The sequence below is a fragment of the Sanguibacter antarcticus genome (assembly GCF_002564005.1).
Classification (GTDB): Bacteria; Actinomycetota; Actinomycetes; order Actinomycetales; family Cellulomonadaceae; genus Sanguibacter; species Sanguibacter antarcticus.
In genome coordinates this window covers 3,106,339-3,124,649 of record NZ_PDJG01000001.1, presented here as the reverse complement: position 1 = coordinate 3,124,649, position 18,311 = coordinate 3,106,339, and the positions used below count along the sequence as shown (strand labels likewise).

The following is an 18,311-nucleotide window of genomic DNA, read 5'->3' as shown; positions in this document are numbered from 1 at the left end:
CCGAGCAGGCTGGGGAGCCGACCGACCTTCCGCTGGGGAGCAGCACAGACGCACCCTGCCCTGTGCACAGCACCTTCCGGACGTTCCGGCATCGTGGCGGCCTCCCGTGGGAGGATGACGCCCATGCCGAACAGCTCCCAGCACCCCGTCTCGACGCGCGCCAGCCTTGCGGACGTCACGCCCCACATCGCCCTCGGGCCGCTCGACGGTCGCTACCGTTCGACCGTCGCACCGCTCGTGGACCACCTGTCGGAGGCGGCGCTCAACAGGGAACGCCTGCACGTCGAGGTCGAGTGGCTCATCGCGCTCACGGACGGCACGCCCGAGGGCCCCGTCGTGCCCGGTGCGCCGCGCCTGAGCGACGCGGACAAGACGTACCTGCGCACGGTCGTCGACGACTTCGGCGCGGTCGGGATCGCGGAGATGGCCGAGATCGAGCGCGAGACCGTCCACGACGTCAAGGCCGTCGAGTACTTCCTCAAGCGACGCCTGGCCGCGGCGCCGGGGATGGTCGGAGCCGACACGGTGCTGCCCGGTGTCGGCGAGCTCGTCCACTTCGCGTGCACGAGCGAAGATGTCAACAACCTCTCCTATGCCCTCATGGTGCAGGGCGCGGTCCAGGACGTGTGGCTCCCGGCCGCGCGCAACCTCGTCGAGCAGATCTCGGCGATGGCGCACGAGCACGCGGGCGTCCCGATGCTCAGCCGCACCCACGGCCAGCCCGCGACCCCGACCACGGTCGGCAAGGAGCTCGCGGTCCTCGCGCACCGCCTCGGCCGTCAGGTCCGCCGCGTCGAGGGCGCCGAGTACCTCGGCAAGCTCAACGGAGCGACCGGCACCTACGGCGCGCACGTCGTCGCCGTCCCCGGGACGGACTGGCCCGCGGTCTCGAAGGCGTTCGTCGAAGGCCTCGGCCTCACGTGGAACCCGCTCACCACCCAGATCGAGAGCCACGACTGGCAGTCCGAGCTCTACGCGGACGTCGCCCGGTTCAACCGGATCCTCCACAACCTCGCGACCGACGTGTGGACGTACATCTCGCTCGGGTTCTTCCAGCAGATCCCCGTCCCGGGCGCGACCGGCTCCTCGACGATGCCGCACAAGGTCAACCCCATCCGCTTCGAGAACGCCGAGGCCAACCTCGAGATCTCCTGCGCGCTGCTCGACACGCTCTCCGCGACGCTCGTCACGAGCAGGATGCAGCGCGACCTCACGGACTCCACGACGCAGCGCAACATCGGTCCGGCGTTCGGCCACTCGCTCCTCGCGATCGACAACGTGCGCCGCGGTCTCACCGCGCTCGCCGTCAACCACGAGCTGCTCGCGGTCGACCTCGACGGCAACTGGGAGGTCCTGGGGGAGGCGATCCAGTCGGCTATGCGCGCTGCGTCCGTCGCCGGCGTCACCGGCATGGAGAACCCGTACGAGCGCCTCAAGGACCTCACCCGCGGTCACCGCATCGACGGCGACGACCTCCGGACGTTCATCGCGGGCCTCAGCCTGCCCGACGACCTCGCCGCACGCCTCGCCGCAATGTCGCCCGGGTCCTACGTGGGCCTCGCCGAGCAGCTGGTGGCCGACTACCTCTAGCCCGCACGCGACGAAGGGCCCCCAGCAGACCGGGGGCCCTTCGTCGTTCACGGGTGCGACGCTGTCGCGTCAGCCCTTCGAGGGATCGACGACGTCGTAGCCGTCTTCTCCGTTGAACCAGGAGACGTTGTCGTAGTAGACGATCCGCTCCTCGCCGCTCACGTACTCAGAGTCCGTGTGGTCGTACTGTCCGATCTTGAACTCGGTGTACGAGACATCGGCCTGCTCGTCGTCGTCCGTGAAGGTCCCCATACCGACGTTGGCGTCGTACCGGCTGTACTTCAGGTCTCCGTCGACGTACACCTCGACCGTGCCCTTGTCGGCCTTCGACAGCTCGACGTGGATGATGATCTGCAGGTCCTGGTCCCGGGGGACGTCCTCCATGATGACGGCGTTCTGCCGGTTCATGCCCATGTCGATCCTGTCGACCCAGGTCAGGTCACCGTCGGTGTACTCCAGCAGCGCAGTCCAGCTCGACATGCCCAGGCTGTCGTCGAACCCGAAGACCTGCGCGAGCCCGGCCTGCGTGTAGGGGTTCTCAGCCACGAAACCCTCGTCGAGGTTCAGGGTGAAGCCCATCCACGCGTGCTTGTACGTCAGGTAGCCGACGTCGTTCCCGACGACCTCCGGGTCACCGCAGGCCTCAGCTCCCTTCGTCATCCTGCTGCCGTCGTAGGACGTCTCGTACCAGTGGGTCTCCAAGCGCCCGTCGACAGCCTTCGCGTAGTTCGGGCTCTTCGTCGTGCAGCTGACGAACGGGCCCATGTCGTCGTCGTCGAAGTCGTGCGAGAGGAGGAACCCGTCAGTGAAGTCCTGTTCCGCAGGGTCGACCGTCTCGAGCTCCGCAGAGGAGAGCCAGTTCAGGTTCATGTCGCCGTCCAGGAACGTCACCCGGACGACGTGGCTCCCGGAGCTCGTCTCGACCCCGGAGATGGTCTCGGTGGTCCACGACTGCCAGCCCTCGCCGCTCGCGGTGACGACGCCTGCGACGGTCCCGTCGATGGAGACCTGCGCGCGCTTGCCATCATTCTTGGCTGCCACGCGGAGCGCGAGGTCCACGGTCCCGGCGTTCGCCGTCGTGATGTCGTACTCGAGCCACTCTCCGGCCTTCGTCCACCCGACGTTGCAGCCGCCGCCCGTGTCCGAGGTGACCTGCATGTCGACCGGGCCAGAGCCGCAGTCTCCCGAGTGCCAGCTCGAGCTGTCTTCGTAGTCGGTGAAGTCTTCTGCCTCGACCTGCGTGGCTACAGCGACGGCGTCGGCGGTCGGGAGGACGGCGGCGGTCGCCGGCGCGGGGCCGACGAAGCCCAGAGCCGCTGCTGCGGTGAGGACGGCGCCTGTGCGCCGATTGATCCGATATACCACGATGGTCCTCTCGGTAGGTGTGCTCCCGCAATCGTGCGGGAGGCCTGTGCCGTCGAGAGTCTAGGCGTCAACCGGACATATCGATAGGGTGGTGAAACGATTCACCAGCGGACCCTGGATTCGAGCCCGAGGTCCTCGGCAGAGCCTCCGCCGAGCCGGCGTCGGACCGCGTCGGCAGTCCGAGCGCCGGACACGAGGGCTCCCTGCAGCGACGCGGTGTCCCGGTGGTCGCCGCAGACGTACACCCCACCACCGAGGTCGACCTCCTGGCGCGCGACGAGCGGCGACGGCTGGACCGGCAGAGCCCCGGGGACGACGTGGCGCGCGATCTCGTGCCACCTCGACGTGCTCGCCCCGAACATCTCGCCGGCCTGGCGCCGCACCTCACTCTCCGCGGGCGGCTCCGCACCAAGCAGGCACGTGACCTGGACGAGGTGCTGCCCGGGCGGCGCATACGTGGGTGCGGCGTTGCTCATGACGGCGGCGTTGACGACAGGGCCAGGCCGGGACCCGCCGCGCCGACGCCCGTCCACGACGATGGCCGCATCTGTGCGCGGAGCCTCGTCCGTGACATACCAGTGCGTCACGAGGCCCTTCGTCGCCGGCGCGCGCACACCGACGAGAGCCTCGGCCGTCGCCGGGTCCGTCGCGACGACGGCGGCGCGCGCCGTGATCTCACCACCGACGGTCCGCACCCGCACGCCCCCTCGCCCCGTGCCGCTCCCGGTCCGCTCGACCGACAAGACCCGGGTGCCGAGCACTACGTCGGGCAGGTCGCGGGCCAGCTGGGCAGGGAGCTCGCACATCCCACCTGCTGGGACGCCCGGCGTACCGAGCAGGAACATCCGCACGAGAAGACGCACGAACGCGGCCGACGTCGTGCCGTCGTCCTCAGCGAGGACACCGGCGAGGAACGGCGCGAGAACCTCGTGGCGGATCCGCCCGTCGACGCCCGCGCGGTCGAGCGAGCTCGCGAGCGTCTCGTCGGCTCCGTCGACGAGACGGCTCGCCCGGCCGAGCGCGGGCGCGGCCCAGCGGGCGAGCGCCGCGAGCTCGAGCGGGCGCACGTAGCCGCTGCGCAGCGTCTGGCCGAGGAGGCGTGGCGCGCGGCGTGGGTCGGAGAGGAGCGCGAGCCGGTCGTCGCGCCGCACCGCGACCCCAGGGAGGAGCGGGCGCAGGTCGAGCGCACCGACGTCGACGCGCGCACGGACCGCCGGGTAGGCAGGATTGAGCAGCTGGAAGCCCCGGTCGACCGTGAAACCGTCGACGGCATCCGAGCGCACCCGGCCGCCGACCGCGTCCCCAGACTCGACCACGCGCACCGCGGCACCGTGCTCGTGCAGGCTCCTCGCGCACTCCAGACCGGCGATGCCGGCCCCCACCACCACGACGTCGCAGTCCATGGATCCATCGTAGGGACGACGGCGTCCTGTGCCCGGCGAGAAGGTCACGGCTCGTCGAGCGGACCGCCGTTCATCTCGTCCCAGACATGGTTGGGGTCGGAGAAAGCCGAAGAATCGCCGAAGAACGCGTCGTACCGCGCCCGAGACCGGTCCGCGCTCTGCACCCTGCGCGTCACGGACTCCACCTGGTCGACCTGTTGATCGTCTGACTCGCTCATGCCACCCCAGTTCCCGACAGCCAGCCCCTAGCCAGCCGCCCTGCACCGGATGGAGGGAGATCTCCATCCGGTGGTCAAGATACCCACGATGCATGAAGACGAGACGATAGTTAAACGATTCACATGCACAGCCGTGACCTCACGGCAACAGCACCGTCCGGACGGCCCACGTCGGTGTTCTCATTCCGTGGGATCCTCACGCTATGCGTTTTCCCCTCCGCTCGCGCCCCGTGGCGACATCGCGTACCGGACCGGCCCGCCGCACGAGGACGCACACCGCAGCGCTGCTGCTCGTGCTCGCTGTCGTAGCAGGGTGCGCTGACCCCATCGAGGGCGAGCCGGTCGCCGGGGTCAAGAACTCCCAGATCGGCCCACCCATCGAGTCGGACACCGTCTCGTTGCGCCACGACTACGACGACTCGTCACAGGACATCAACGACTACTGGACCGACGATCGTCGTAAGGACGCGAAACCGAAAGAGACCACACCGTCGGACACCGACGACACCGGCGTCGGCACCGCTCCCGACGCCGCGACGGGCGTCCTCGTGGACCCGAGCACCGGCCCCGTGAACCCTGTCGGTGCACAGCTGCCGAACACGACCGCAGGGGACGAGTTCGCGGCCACCGGCCTTGCCGAGTCGACGCTCGGGCGCCTGTACATCACCTTCGACGACGGCGACTACGTCTGCTCGGCGACGGTCGTGTCCTCCGCGTCCAAGAACACCGTGATCACCGCCGCCCACTGCCTCTGGGACTTCGCCGGCGACACGGGGTGGGGCACCAACGTCATGTTCGTGCCCCACGACTCCGACGACAGCGCGGTGGCTCCCTACGGCCGCTGGTTCGCGCTCTCCGCCCACGGCCCGCAAGAGTTCGCCGACACCGCTTCGGTCGACGCGGACGGGGCGATCAGCGGCGCCGGCTGGGCGTACGACTTCGCGTTCCTCACCATGGCGCCCGACGAGGACTCGGGCCTCGACATCCAGGACGTCACCGGCGGACAGGGCATCTCGTTCGGGACGCCCGCCGAGGAGATCGTGGTCGTCGGCTACCCGTCGGCCGAGCCGTTCGACGGCACCTCCGAGAGGTACTGCGCGAGCGAGGACTGGTTCACCTCCGTGCGCGGCGCGTACGGGATCGAGTGCGACATGACGCAAGGCGCCTCCGGTGGAGCGTGGTTGACCAACTACGACCCCGCGACAGGCTCTGGATACCTCGTCGCCACGACCTCCTTCCGCGGCGAGCACGACCTCGGCGGGATGCCGCTCGGCGCCAGCGCCCTCGACATCTTCACCGCGGCAGGCGGGCTGTGATGCGCGGCCGGTCCGTCGCCCGGGCGCTGCTCGCGACATGCTTGGTCGCCGTGCTCGGTGGGTGCGCGAGCGAACCCGTGGACGGCGACGCGTTCCCGGACTGGGACGTGGTCGACGCCCGCGCCGCAGAACGCTTCGACGCCCAGCTGGCCCTGCTCGACTCCGCGATCGAAGGGTCGAGCCCGTTCCGGTCTGACTCCTCGACGGACAGCACCGGGATCTCCTACCTCCACGCCACCTACGGGGAGGAGAGCACGGGGTCGCAGTCGGTCGTCGCGATCCGCGGCAACCCGGCGTCCGTCTTCATCCAGCAGACCGACGCCGACGACGGCTACACCGTCGACACGCTCCACATCGGCGGAGAGGCGGTCGACTATCTCCTGCTCGGCGACGGCTACGCCGGGCTCGCACCGACCCCGTGGGTCGAGGTCCCGACCGTCTACGGAGACCCGGGCGAAGGCGACCTGACCGCCGGCCTGCGCACCATGTGCTTCGTCGACGGCTTCCAGACCGTCTGCGAGGTCCGCGACGCGATCACGAGCACCGCGGACTCGGAGCGAGGCGCCGAGATGCGCCGGTCCGTGCACACCGAGGACGACGGGAGCGTGTTCTCCGAGACGGAGGTGACGCTGGCCGCCGTGCTGGAGGACGCCAGGATCCTCAACCTGCCGCCCGAGACCGTCGCCGAGATGAGCGCCGAGATGCTCGAGTCCTTCATCCCGGTCAGCCTCTGGCAGGACGCCGACGGACAGCTCCTCAAGATGGAGCTCAACGGCACGGTCCGGGGGACCGCCGGGGCTCACGACCTCGTCATCCAGTCGGGCTTCGAGATCACCGGCAAGGCCACCCGCAAGGACTTTCCGACAGCACCCGCATCCGCCGACGTCACCGTCGTCCCGGCGGACGAGGTCGACGCGTTCTACATCGAGATGGGAAACCTGACATGAGCACGCCCACGCCGTACGGTCAGGTCCCCGAGGACTCCCCGGCGTACGGCTATCCCGAGCCGGACTACCCGGAGACGGCCTACCCCGAGCCGGTCTATCCTCCGCCGCCGCCTGTGGAACCGCACTACGCGGCCCCCGCCCGGACGTCCTGGGTGCCGCAACCTCCTCTCATGAAGCCTCCTGCTGGACCGGCGGTACGCCTTCCCGCACCTCAGCCCCCGCCGCCACCGCGGTCTGCGCCACCCCAGCAGGTGCCGCCGCAGCGCCGCGCTGTGTGGGCGTCCACCTCCGCAGAGGCCTACGGCGTGCCTGCTCCGTCAGCGCCGCCGCACGTCATGCCGGCCAGCTTCGCCCCGGCGCCCGCCTCGCCGAAGAAACGACGCCCCGGCAGGTCCGCGCGCTCGGGTCGGGACGCACGCTCGGGTGGAGACGCACGCGCCGGCCTCGGGACGACGATCGCGGTGACGGCACTCATGACGGTCGCGGTGTCGGTGCCTGCGACCCTCGCCGCGACGGGGACCTTCACGGCCGCGCCGCTGTTCGCCGAGGGGGCTCTCGACTCGGGTGTCCGCGAGGTCCTCACGGACGACTTCGAGCTGACGGACGTCGCCGCCGTCGAGTGCCCGGACGAGATCTCGGCGCAGGCGGGCGAACGGTTCGAGTGCACGTTCACGTCGGGCGGCGAGGCGTTGTCCGTGCCGGTCGAGGTCCTCAACGACCAAGGCCAGTACCGGGTCGGCGGGCCGCTCACGGGAGAGGACTGATCCCTAGAGCTGGTCGAGCCTGCGCAGGAGCACGCCCTCGCGCAGCGCCCACGGGCACACCTCGACCTCGTCGACGCCGAGCGCCTTCATGGTCTGGTGAGCGACGAGCGCTCCGGCGACGATCTGGTGGGTCCGCTCGGCTGTGATCCCGGGCAACGACTCGCGCTGCTCCGCAGGGATCGCTGCCAGTCGACCGACCCAGCCCTTGAGGTCGGCGCGCCGCATGCGCCACGTGTCGGCCGGGCCCACAGCGTCGACCTCGGCGCCGGCAAGGCGCGCGAGCGACCGGAACGTCTTCGAGGTCACGACCACGTGGTCGGGCGCCGGCTGGTCGGCGAACGCGTCACGGACGCTCTCGAGCTCGTGCTGGACCACCTCGCGCAACGTGCTCATCTCGGTCGCCAGCGGCGGGTCGTGGCGCAGGTGGGCACGGGTCAGCCGACCAGCGCCGAGGGGCAGGGACATCGCGACCTCGGGTTCCTCGTCCGACCCCGCAGCGACCTCGAGCGAGCCACCACCGATGTCGAGGACGAGGAGCCGACCCGCGCCCCAGCCGTACCAGCGGCGCACGGCGAGGAACGTCAGCCGGGCCTCGGACTCTCCGGACAGGACCCGCAGGGGCGACCCGATGGTCTGCTCGAGGACCGCGAGCACTTCGGGCCCGTTCGTGGCGTCGCGCACGGCTGAGGTCGCGATCGCGAGTACCTCGTCGACAGCGTGGGACCGGGCGGCCTCGACCGCGGTCGCCACGGCGTCGGTGAGCGCCTCGACGCCCTCGGGGCTGATCGCTCCGTCGTCGTCGAGATAGCGCATGAGGCGCACGACAGTGCGCTGCGAGGCGGCCGGCACCGGGCGGGCGCCACGGACCGCATCCACGACCGCGAGGTGGATGGTGTTGGAACCGATGTCGATGACGCCCAGACGCACGGTCCGAAGACTAGCGCGGAACGTCGACGTCAGACGATGACGACCTCGATACCTGCGTCCCGGAGGACGTTGAGGGGCAGGTCCGCCGTCACGGCGTCGGTCACCACGACGTCGACGTCCTCGAGCAGGGCGAAGCTCACCGTCGCGTCGAGGCCGAACTTCGTCGAGTCCGCGAGCACCACGACGCGCCGTGCAGCGCGCACGATCGCGCGCTTCACGGCCGCCTCTTCGGGGTCCGGGGTCGAGAACCCGTGCTCGACGCTGATGCCGTTGGCGCCGAGGAAGGCGACGTCGACCCGGAGGTTCTCGACCGCCTGGACGGTCTCGGAGCCGACGGCGGCCTGCGTGGTAGTGCGGACCCGCCCCGGCAGCAGGTGGAGCTCGACCCCGGGGAGGGCCGCGAGGCGGGACGCGATCGGGACACCGTGCGTGAACGCGGCCAGCCGCGTGTCGAGGGGCAGCAGGTCGGCGAACCGCCCTGTGCTGCTGCCGGCGTCGATGAGGACGCTGCCCCCGTCGGCCGGCAGCAGGCCCAGGGCGGCACGCGCGATGCGTTCCTTCTCCCGGGCCTGCGTGGCGTCACGCTCGTCCAGACCGCGCTCCGTGACGACCACCGAGGCGGCTCGGACCGCGCCACCGTGCACACGGCGCACGATCCGTGCCACCTCGAGGACGCTGAGGTCCCGTCGAACGGTCTCCGTCGTGACGGCGAAGTCCTTCGCCAGCTCGTTGACGGACGCTCGGCCTCGTGCTTGCACGAGCTCCGCGATCGCCTGCTGGCGCTCTTCTGCGTACACCCTGTTCCCTCGCTCGCTCCCCCACGCTGTTCTGCTGTCGACAAGCGATGCTACGCGTCGCTGCTGGTCAGGGTTCGACAGTCACCTTGATGGCCTCGCCGCTGCGGACGAGGTCGAAGGCGCTGAGCACGTCGCTGAGCGGGATGTGGTGCGTGATGAGGTCCTTGACCGGCACCTGTCCTGTCGAGATGTACTGGAGAGCGCGCTTGTTGTGCTCCGGTGCTGAGCCGTTGGCACCGTGGATGTGGAGCTGGCGGTAGTGCACGACGTTGGAGTCGCACGCGATGACCGGGTCGGTCTTGGGCAGTCCGCCGAAGAACGAGATGCGACCGTTGCGGGCGGCCATGGCGATCGCCTGCTCCTGAGCGACCTTGGCTGCGGTGGCCGTGATGATGACGTCCGCTCCGCGGCCGCCGGTGAGCTCCATGACGCGGGCGACCACGTCTTCCTTGGAGCCGTCGATGACGGCGTCGGGCTTGGCGACGTCAGCGGACATCTTCAGGCGGTCGGCGTTGACGTCGACGAGGTAGACGGCGCCGACCTTGTGGACGCCGCGGGCGACGCGGATGTGCATGCACCCGATGGGGCCGGCGCCGAAGACGACGACGACGTCGCCCTCCTCGATCCCGAGCTGCTCCTGGGCGTTGATCGCGCAGGCGAGCGGCTCAGCGGCGGAGGCCTCGTCGAAGCCGACGTTGTCGGGGACGCGGTTGAGGCCGTCGACCTTGAGCACCTGGCTCGGGACGATCATGTACTCGGCGAACCCGCCCTCGTACTGGTAGCCGACCGAGGTCTGGTTCTCGCAGACGGCCATCCAGCCCTTGCGGCACTCGTAGCACTCTCCGCACGGCACGGCGGCGATGACCTGGACGCGGTCGCCGACGGACCACTCCTGGTTGTACGTGCTGGAGACGTCGGCACCGACCTCGACGACCTCGCCGGCGATCTCGTGGCCGATGGTGCGAGGAGGGCTGAGGTTCTGGTGGCCGTTGTGGAAGATCTTCACGTCGGTACCGCAGGTGGAGCAGTTGCGGACGCGCAGCTTGACCTCGTTCGGGCCACACTCGGGCTCCGGTCGGTCTTCTAGACGGACGTCCTCGGGCGCATAGAAACGCAGAACCTTCATTGGTCCTCCTCGTGTAGGTGTCACGACGTGCGTCGCCGTCGACTCTTGCATCATAACCACATCATCGGGCAGATACGAAGTTGGAAGTAGTTGGCAACCGACCCGTATCTGAGGTTTACTAGAGCCAGTCGTGATGTCGGTCACTGAGCTCACAGGTGAGAGCAGGGCCGGTCACCCATCTCAAGGAGGAGATATGTCAGAAGCCACCGATGCGCGCCCGGCTCGGGGGGGCCTGCGCGTCGCTGTGCAGAAGCTCGGAACCGCGCTGTCGAACATGGTGCTGCCCAACATCGGCGCATTCATCGCCTGGGGTCTGATCACCGCCCTCTTCATCGAGGCTGGATGGATCACGCTCGTCGGCGGCTGGTTCGGGTACGAGGGCAGCTACGGCATGGTCGAGCAGTTCGGCGCCTGGGGAGCAGGAGCAGACGGCACCGGCATCGTCGGACCGATGATCACCTACCTCCTGCCGATCCTCATCGGCTACACCGGCGGTCGGATGATGTACGACGACACCGTCCGCGGCGGCGTCGTCGGAGCGATCGCCACGATCGGTGCCATCACCGGCGCCTCCGTGCCGATGTTCCTCGGCGCCATGGTCATGGGCCCGCTCGGCGGCTGGTCGATGAAGCGCCTCGACGCCCTGTGGGAGCACAAGATCCGCCCCGGGTTCGAGATGCTCGTCAACAACTTCTCCGCCGGGATCTGGGGAATGATCCTCGCCATCGTCGGCTTCGTGGTCGCCGGTCCGTTCGTGACCGCGTTCTCCGCGACCGCCGAGAAGGTCGTCGACTTCCTCGTCTCGAACAGCCTCCTTCCCCTCACCTCGATCTTCGTCGAGCCGGCGAAGATCCTCTTCCTCAACAACGCGATCAACCACGGCGTCTTCACGCCGCTCGGCGCCGCAGAGGCCACGACCAACGGGAAGTCGATCCTCTTCCTCATCGAGGCCAACCCTGGCCCCGGCCTCGGGCTGCTCCTCGCGTTCGCCGTCTTCGGAGTCGGCATCGCCCGGGCCTCCGCACCCGGTGCCATCCTCATCCAGTTCGTCGGCGGTATCCACGAGATCTACTTCCCGTACGTGCTCATGAAGCCGAAGATGATCCTCGCGGTCATCCTCGGAGGCATGACCGGCGTCGCCACGAACCTCGTCTTCGACTCCGGTCTGCGCGCCCCGGCCGCACCCGGATCGATCATCGCGGTCCTCATCCAGGCTCCGATCTCGAGCCTCGTCGGCGTCATCCTCTCGGTCGTCTTCTCTGCTGCGGTGACGTTCGTCGTGGCAGCGGTCCTGCTCCGGTTCGACAAGTCCGACACCGGCGACCTCGCCGGTGCCACCTCGGACATGGAGAAGATGAAGGGCAAGCGCTCGCTCGCCTCATCCGCACTCGCCGGCGACCGTCGCCAGGCCGGTCCGATCACCAGCATCGTGTTCGCCTGCGACGCCGGCATGGGATCGTCCGCCATGGGCGCGTCCGTCCTGCGCAAGAAGGTCCGGGCAGCCGGGTTCGCCGACGTCACCGTCGTGAACAAGGCCATCTCCAGCCTCACGGACACGTACGACGTCGTCGTCACGCACCAGGACCTCACCGAGCGCGCCAAGCAGAAGACGCCCGGCGCCGTGCACGTCTCGGTGGACAACTTCATGGCCAGCCCGCGCTATGACGAGGTCGTCGAGATGCTCCAGCAGTCGAACACCCCGGGTGCCGGAGGGACTGCAGCCCCGAGCGAAACGGCTCAGGCCCACACCGGTTCGATCCTCGACATCGGGTCCATCGTGCTCTCCGGGCGTGCGTCGTCACGGGACGAGGCGATCTCCCAGGCCGGACAGCTCCTCGTCTCCTCTGGTGCGGTCCCCCGGTCCTACGTGGACTTCATGCACGAGCGCGAGCTGTCCGTCTCCACCCACATCGGCAGCGGCCTCGCGATCCCGCACGGCACCAACGAGGCGAAGGACCTCGTCCGCCGGACCGCGATCTCGTTCATCCGCTACCCCGACGGCGTGAGCTGGAACGGCAAGCCCACCGAGTTCGTGGTCGGGATCGCCGGGAAGGGCAACGACCACCTCGAGGTGCTCTCACGGCTGGCCCAGATCTTCGTCGACCCGGCGCAGGTCGAACAGCTGCGGGCAGCAAGCACCCCGGAGGAGGTGCAGCACCTGCTCGAGGGCGTCGACGCCAGCGTCAGCCAGGACTGACCGAGCACAGCACGCACCAGCACGCCCGCAGCGGGCCGCACACGACGACGTGTGCGGCCCGCTGTGCTGTCTGGAACGACGTCGCCGTCTGGAGCGACGTCAGCCGGCGCGGGAGAGCTCCGACAGGTCGGTGACGACCTCGTCGAGCGACTCCCCGCTGCGTGCCGCCTCACGGATCCGGACGATACCTCGGTGCAAGAGGGCCCCGGCCAGCCGTCGCAGAGAGCGTGCGTGCGCAGCGAGGTCCGCCGGCGTGGAGAACTCCTTGGCCGAGCGTTCCAGCTCCAGCTCCAGCTCCGACTCGATCCGCGTCCGCAGCGCCACGACGACCGCGTCCGCCGAGCGCATCGCCTCGCGGTCCATGTAGTCCACGACAGCGTCACGGACGATCTCGCGCGCCTTCTGCACGGGCTCCGAGGAGGTCGATGGCGCGTGCGCACGGATCGTGGCGAGGTCCATGAGCAGGACGTTGTCGATGTCGCCGACACGCGGGTCCACGTCGTGGTGGAGAGCGAGGTCGAGCACGACCAGGGGACGCTGCGCGCCTTCTTCTCCGGCCCTCTCGCTCGCCTGTTCGCGGGCGGTGACCACGGCGACGCTCTGCAAGACGTAGTCGATCGCGGACGAGTCGGTCGAGGCGCTCGCGTGCGGGTCGGCTGCGTCACCTGAGTGCGTGACGGCGTGCGGCCCCGCGCCGGCCTGCCCCGCCCGACGGCCGCCGGCGCCGCTGCACGAGACCACGAGATCGGCCGCGCCCAGCGCCTCGACGAGGTCGGTAACGGCAGCGACGCCGCGATCGGTGGCGAACTGGGGTGCGCGCCCGGATGCGGAGTAGACGGAGACGTCGGTGCAGCCGCGCGCTCGCAAGGCAGCGATGCTCGCGCCGGCGTACGCACCGGTGCCGACGATGACGGCGCTCGTCTGGCGCCACGGCGGGATGCTCGGTTCTGCGAGGTCCAGCCCTACCGACACGACAGACCGGCCGTCGGCACCGAGCTGCGTCTCGTGGCTGGTCCGCTTCGACGTGCGCGACGCCCGCTGGAAGAGTCGCTCGAGCCGCGCGCTGGTGGTGTGCTCGGCGTGGGCCGCGTCGAGGGCCCTGCGCACCTGGCCGGCGATCTCGCGCTCGCCCACGACCATCGAGTCGAGGCCCGCTGCAACAGAGAACAGGTGCGTGGCGACGTCAGCGCCGCTGCGGACCGTGAAGGCCGACCGCGCTGCCTCTTGGTTGGCACCGGAACGCTCCGCGATGAGGTTGGCGATCTCGAGGGCAGCGTGCTGGAGGTCGCGCTCGGTCACCGGCGGGATGCTGTTCGGCGGGTCAGCAACATCCAGGTACACCTCGAACCGGTTGCACGTCGCGAGCACGACGGCACCGGTGATCATCTCGCAAGCCTGCACGGCCGACCGACCCATCGAGTGCGCGCCGGTTGACAGCTGCTCAAGCGCCTCGAGGTCAAGCTCATGGTGGCTGGCGGTCATCGACATGAGAACCACAGCGGTTCGATTTAATCATTTCCGGGTTCGAAAGGCAGAATCGAGGGGTGAATCTCCCCGACACCCACCCGCTCGTCGACGGCCGCACCACAAATGCTCCGTTGATCCAGGCTTTTCGAGGCGAACGCCCCGGGATCACGCCGATCTGGTTTATGCGCCAGGCCGGCCGGTCGCTCCCGGAGTACCGCGACCTGCGCCAGGGCGTCGGCATGCTGGAGTCCTGCCTGAGGCCTGATCTTGCGAGCGAGATCACACTCCAGCCGGTGCGCAGGCACGGCGTCGACGCCGGGATCTTCTTCTCCGACATCGTCGTGCCGCTCCGGCTCGCCGGTGTCGACGTCGACATCGCGCCTGGCGTGGGCCCCGTCCTCGGTGCTGCGGTCCGCACGTCGCAGGACGTTGACAGACTCCTCGAGAAGGAGCTCACGGACGAAGCGATGGCGCCCGTCCGCGAGGCCGTCGCGCTCACGGTGGACCAGCTCGGGACCACGCCGCTCATCGGCTTCGCCGGTGCACCGTTCACGCTCGCGGCCTACATGGTCGAAGGGCGTCCGTCCCGCGACCACCTCGCCGCTCGCACGATGATGCACGCAGACCCCGAGTCGTGGTCGCGCCTGACGGGCTGGGCCGCCGACGTCACCGGCCGGTTCCTACGCGGTCAGGTCCTCGCCGGCGCGAGCGCGACCCAGCTCTTCGACTCCTGGGCAGGGAGCCTGAGCCTCGCGGACTACGAGACGCACGTCGGACCGTCGTCTGCGCGCGCGCTCTCCCACGTGCACGGCCTGCCCGTGTCTGTCGTCCACTTCGGCACCGGCACCGTCCACCTCCTGCCGGCGATGCGCAGTGTCGGAGCGGACGTCATCGGCGTCGACTACCGGACGCCCCTCGACGAGGCGAACACCCTCCTCGGCGGGACCACGCCGCTCCAGGGCAACATCGACCCTGCCTACCTCGGCGCTCCGTGGCCGGTGCTCGAGGCCCACGTCCGTGACGTGGTCGAGCGCGGACGCAGCGCGCCCGCCCACGTGGTCAACCTCGGTCATGGCGTCCCGCCGGAGACGGACCCGACGGTCCTCACCCGCATCGTCGAGCTCGTGCACTCCATCTCCTGATGACCGACGTCCGGACCGGCGCCGTGCCCGGGGAGGATGCGGGCTCCGCGGTCCGTGACGCTGTCGTCGTGGGCGGCGGGGTCGCCGGCCTCACCGCGGCGCACACCCTCGTCCAGCACGGGCTGCACCCCCTCGTGCTGGAGGCGTCCGACCGGTGCGGCGGCTACCTCGTCCCCGGGGTGCTGCGGTCCGGGGACGCCTCGGTGACGGTCGACGTCGGCGCCGAGTCGTTCGCCGTGCGCAGCCGTCCGGTGATCGACCTCGTCGCGGACCTCGGGCTCGAGACGGCCGAGCCGAGCGGCCGGAGCGCCTGGGCCGGCGGACCCGCGGGCGTGTTCCCGCTGCCGGCCACCGGGGTCCTGGGGATCCCGGGCCACCCGTGGGCGCCAGACACGAGGCGTGCGATCGGGCTGGTCGGCGCGCTGCGCGCTGGCGCCGACGCCCTGCTCCCCCGCGGCTGGACCGACACGACGAACCTTGCGACGTTCGTCCGCTCGCGCCTCGGCAGCCGGGTGCTCGACCGCCTCGTCACCCCGGTCGCAGGTGGTGTCCACTCGAGCGACCCCGCGCTGCTCTCGGTCGACGCGGTCGCCCCGGGCCTCCGGGCAGCGTTCGAGCGCACCGGGTCGCTCACAGCAGCCGTCCGGGCACTGCGGTCGCAGGCTCCGGCCGGCTCCGCCGTGCGCGGGATCACCGGCGGCATGAACCGGCTCGTCGGCGCGCTCCACGACGCTGTCGCAGCTCACGGCGAGGTGCGGACGGGGACCGGAGTCGAGTCCGTCACCGCAGGCACCGGCGCAGACGCTGGCACCTGGGTGGTCCGGACCTCGTCCGGCGACGTCGTGCGCACGCGACGGGTCGTCGTCGCCACGACGGCGCACGACGCCCTGCGCATCCTCGGCCTCGGCGCCACCGTCGAACTGCCGCGCGGCACAGACATCCGGCTCGTCACGCTGCTCCTGCGCACGGCTGCGCTCGACGGCGCTCCCCGCGGCACGGGCATCCTCGTGGCACCGGGCTCGGCCGCGGTCGCGAAGGCCTCGACGCACGCGACGGCGAAGTGGCCGTGGCTGCAGGACGCTGTCGACGAGGCGTTCGGTGACGGTCACCACGTGGTCCGTCTCAGCTACGGACGCGGCGGGAGCGACCCCGTCCCCGCGTCGGACGACGCCCTCGTCGAGCAGGCGCTGCAGGACGTCCAGGCGCTCTACGGTGTTGCGCTCGAGCACTCAGGGCTCGTGTCCTCGCTCGTCACGCGCTGGGACGACGCGCTGCCGCCGCCGACACCGGAGCACCGGCTGCAGGTCGCGGCGCTGCTCGCCGAGACGGAGCAGCTCGACGGCCTCGCGCTCACGGGCGCGTGGGTCGCGGGCACAGGGCTGGCAGCGGTGGTGCCCCACGCGCAAGAAAGTGCGACGCGCGTCACTCGAATTCACAGGGAAAGCACCGACGTGGCATGAGAAACACATTGCCTGGATGCATTCCCGCGCCCTAGGTGACCGGCTGTCAGAACGATGGTCAGGTCAAAAGATCGGACATCTTTCTTTCGTGCTACTTTCGGAGAAACTGACCTGAGAGGACACGTGACGTCGTGGCCACCACACCCGCACTGCGCATCGGCACCCGATCCAGCCCCCTGGCGCTCACCCAGACCCGCATGGTCGCCGACAGGCTGCGAGAGCTGACCGGTCGCGACATCGAGATCGTCCCCATCAAGACGGACGGTGACGTCCTCACCGGTTCCTTGTCCCAGATGGGCGGCACCGGCGTGTTCGTCACCGCGCTGCGCGACGCGCTCCTCGACGGTCGCTGCGACGTGGCCGTCCACTCGCTCAAGGACCTCCCGACAGCCGACGTCGACGGGCTCACGTACGTCACGCCCGTCCGCGAGGACCCCCGGGACGCGCTCTGCTCCCGGGACGGTCACCGGCTCGCGGACCTGCCCCACGGAGCCAAGGTCGGCACCGGGTCGCCACGCCGTGCCGCACAGCTGCGCCTCGTCCGCCCCGACCTCGAGATCGTCGACATCCGCGGGAACGTCGACACCCGCCTCGGCCGCGTGGCCGCTGCGTCGGCGACGACCGACGCCGGCGACCTCGACGCCGTCGTGCTCGCCGCGGCAGGGCTCAACCGGATGGGGCGCTCCGCCGCCATCACCGAGCTCATCGACATGTCGGTCATGGCACCGGCTCCCGGGCAGGGCGCCCTCGCCGTCGAGTGCCGTACCGCCGACCTCGCACCGGAGGACGCCGAGACGAACCTCCACGCGGCCTTCACCGAGCTGGACGACGCCGGTACCCACCTCGCCGTCGCCGCCGAACGTGCGCTGCTCGCCCGGCTCGAGGCCGGGTGCGCCGCGCCGGTCGGCACCTACGCGCGCGTCGTCGACGACGTCCTCACCCTCCAGGTGATCGTCGCGCGTCCCGACGGCTCGGAGCAGCTGACCCACTCTGCCGAGACCGAGGTCACGCTCAACTCTCGCGACGAGGCCCGCCGGCTCGGCACCGACATCGCGGACCACCTCCTCACGCTCGGCGCAGCCGACTTCGTCTAGCGCCGGGCGCCGCGAGCAGGCGGTGCGGCCTACGAGACGCTCGGCACCTGCTGGCGCGCGTGCAGCTGCGTGATGAACTCGTCCGCCATCTCGAGCGTGCGCGCCAGTCCTGCGCGACGCTCGTGCGCGCTCGTGACGTACGCATCGAGCCTCGCGTGCAGCTCCGGCGACGGCGAGGCCGTCGCTGCGAGGCCGTCGATGACGGCGAGCAGGTCGTCCATCTCCTCGAGGGCGAAGCCCAGCGGCTTCATCCGGCGCACGAGGAGCAGCCGCGACAGGTCCGCCTCGGAGTAGAGGCGGAAGCCGCCCTCGGAGCGCATCGACGGGGAGACGAGGCCGATCTCGTCGTAGTGGCGCAAGGTCCGCAAGGAGAGCCCGGTGGCCTCCGCGACCGCGCCGATGTGCAGGTGTGACTGAGACATGCCCGTAACCCTACCCTCACGTTAGGGTAGGGTTGGTCGGAGTCGAGCGCGGCGCGTGACCACGCGGCCCCTCCCC

General features: G+C 70.1%; 16 protein-coding genes. 8 read left to right on the top strand and 8 right to left on the bottom strand.

Annotated features, from left to right (window positions below):
* The first annotated feature begins 123 nt into the window (after window positions 1-123).
* Window positions 124-1,590, top strand: a complete 1,467-nt coding sequence (gene purB / locus ATL42_RS14280) for an adenylosuccinate lyase (RefSeq protein WP_098455925.1) — start codon at window positions 124-126, stop codon at window positions 1,588-1,590.
* Window positions 1,591-1,659: 69 nt separating this feature from the next.
* Here purB and ATL42_RS14275 read toward each other — a convergent pair whose 3' ends face one another.
* From ATL42_RS14275 to ATL42_RS16500, 3 genes are all read right to left on the bottom strand, one after another.
* Window positions 1,660-2,955, bottom strand: a complete 1,296-nt coding sequence (locus ATL42_RS14275; protein WP_098455924.1) for a carbohydrate-binding domain-containing protein — start codon at window positions 2,953-2,955, stop codon at window positions 1,660-1,662.
* A gap of 101 nt (window positions 2,956-3,056) precedes the next feature.
* Window positions 3,057-4,358, bottom strand: a complete 1,302-nt coding sequence (locus ATL42_RS14270) for an FAD-dependent oxidoreductase (protein WP_098455923.1) — start codon at window positions 4,356-4,358, stop codon at window positions 3,057-3,059.
* A 44-nt stretch (window positions 4,359-4,402) separates the two neighbouring features.
* Entirely contained in the window at window positions 4,403-4,576 is a 174-nt protein-coding gene (locus ATL42_RS16500; RefSeq protein ID WP_169925445.1) for a hypothetical protein, read from the bottom strand.
* A 203-nt stretch (window positions 4,577-4,779) separates the two neighbouring features.
* On the opposite strand from ATL42_RS16500, the gene ATL42_RS14265 reads away from it, so the two are divergent.
* Genes ATL42_RS14265 through ATL42_RS14255 form a run of 3 tightly spaced genes read left to right on the top strand, consistent with a single transcriptional unit; the run spans window position 4,780 to window position 7,603 of the window.
* The gene (locus ATL42_RS14265) at window positions 4,780-5,892 is read left to right on the top strand and encodes a trypsin-like serine peptidase (RefSeq protein WP_098455922.1); all 1,113 of its coding nucleotides are present in this window, start codon (window positions 4,780-4,782) and stop codon (window positions 5,890-5,892) included.
* Window positions 5,892-6,839: a hypothetical protein gene (locus ATL42_RS14260; protein ID WP_098455921.1), complete on the top strand. Its 948-nt coding sequence runs from the start codon at window positions 5,892-5,894 to the stop codon at window positions 6,837-6,839. Before ATL42_RS14265 ends, ATL42_RS14260 begins: the two co-directional genes overlap by 1 nt.
* On the top strand, window positions 6,836-7,603 hold the full coding sequence (locus ATL42_RS14255; protein WP_098455920.1) for a DUF4333 domain-containing protein: 768 nt from the start codon (window positions 6,836-6,838) through the stop codon (window positions 7,601-7,603). The genes ATL42_RS14260 and ATL42_RS14255 overlap by 4 nt, the downstream gene beginning before the upstream one ends.
* 3 nt (window positions 7,604-7,606) lie before the next feature.
* On the opposite strand, the gene ATL42_RS14250 is transcribed toward ATL42_RS14255, so the two are convergent.
* From ATL42_RS14250 to ATL42_RS14240, 3 genes are all read right to left on the bottom strand, one after another.
* Window positions 7,607-8,530: a Ppx/GppA phosphatase family protein gene (locus tag ATL42_RS14250; protein WP_098455919.1), complete on the bottom strand. Its 924-nt coding sequence runs from the start codon at window positions 8,528-8,530 to the stop codon at window positions 7,607-7,609.
* Window positions 8,531-8,559: 29 nt separating this feature from the next.
* On the bottom strand, window positions 8,560-9,327 hold the full coding sequence (locus ATL42_RS14245) for a DeoR/GlpR family DNA-binding transcription regulator (protein ID WP_098455918.1): 768 nt from the start codon (window positions 9,325-9,327) through the stop codon (window positions 8,560-8,562).
* Window positions 9,328-9,394: 67 nt separating this feature from the next.
* Window positions 9,395-10,453: a zinc-dependent dehydrogenase gene (locus ATL42_RS14240; protein ID WP_098455917.1), complete on the bottom strand. Its 1,059-nt coding sequence runs from the start codon at window positions 10,451-10,453 to the stop codon at window positions 9,395-9,397.
* A gap of 193 nt (window positions 10,454-10,646) precedes the next feature.
* On the opposite strand from ATL42_RS14240, the gene ATL42_RS14235 reads away from it, so the two are divergent.
* Window positions 10,647-12,650 (top strand): PTS mannitol transporter subunit IICBA, encoded by a 2,004-nt coding sequence (locus tag ATL42_RS14235; protein WP_098455916.1) that lies wholly within the window; start codon window positions 10,647-10,649, stop codon window positions 12,648-12,650.
* A gap of 99 nt (window positions 12,651-12,749) precedes the next feature.
* On the opposite strand, the gene ATL42_RS14230 is transcribed toward ATL42_RS14235, so the two are convergent.
* The gene (locus tag ATL42_RS14230) at window positions 12,750-14,132 is read right to left on the bottom strand and encodes a glutamyl-tRNA reductase (RefSeq protein WP_169925444.1); all 1,383 of its coding nucleotides are present in this window, start codon (window positions 14,130-14,132) and stop codon (window positions 12,750-12,752) included.
* 62 nt (window positions 14,133-14,194) lie between these two features.
* Here ATL42_RS14230 and hemE point away from each other — a divergent pair, with 62 nt between their 5' ends.
* The 3 genes from hemE to hemC all read left to right on the top strand — a co-directional run bounded on the left by hemE (window position 14,195) and on the right by hemC (window position 17,813).
* Window positions 14,195-15,259, top strand: a complete 1,065-nt coding sequence (hemE, locus tag ATL42_RS14225; protein WP_098455914.1) for a uroporphyrinogen decarboxylase — start codon at window positions 14,195-14,197, stop codon at window positions 15,257-15,259.
* Window positions 15,259-16,719 (top strand): protoporphyrinogen oxidase, encoded by a 1,461-nt coding sequence (gene hemG, locus ATL42_RS14220; protein WP_098455913.1) that lies wholly within the window; start codon window positions 15,259-15,261, stop codon window positions 16,717-16,719. Before hemE ends, hemG begins: the two co-directional genes overlap by 1 nt.
* Window positions 16,720-16,850: 131 nt before the next feature.
* A complete protein-coding gene (gene hemC / locus ATL42_RS14215; protein ID WP_098455912.1) occupies window positions 16,851-17,813 on the top strand; it encodes a hydroxymethylbilane synthase in 963 nt (320 codons plus the stop codon).
* Between the two features lie 29 nt (window positions 17,814-17,842).
* Here the strand turns inward: hemC and ATL42_RS14210 are convergent, their stop codons facing one another.
* Window positions 17,843-18,235, bottom strand: a complete 393-nt coding sequence (locus ATL42_RS14210; RefSeq protein WP_098455911.1) for a MerR family transcriptional regulator — start codon at window positions 18,233-18,235, stop codon at window positions 17,843-17,845.
* Window positions 18,236-18,311: the final 76 nt, after the last annotated feature.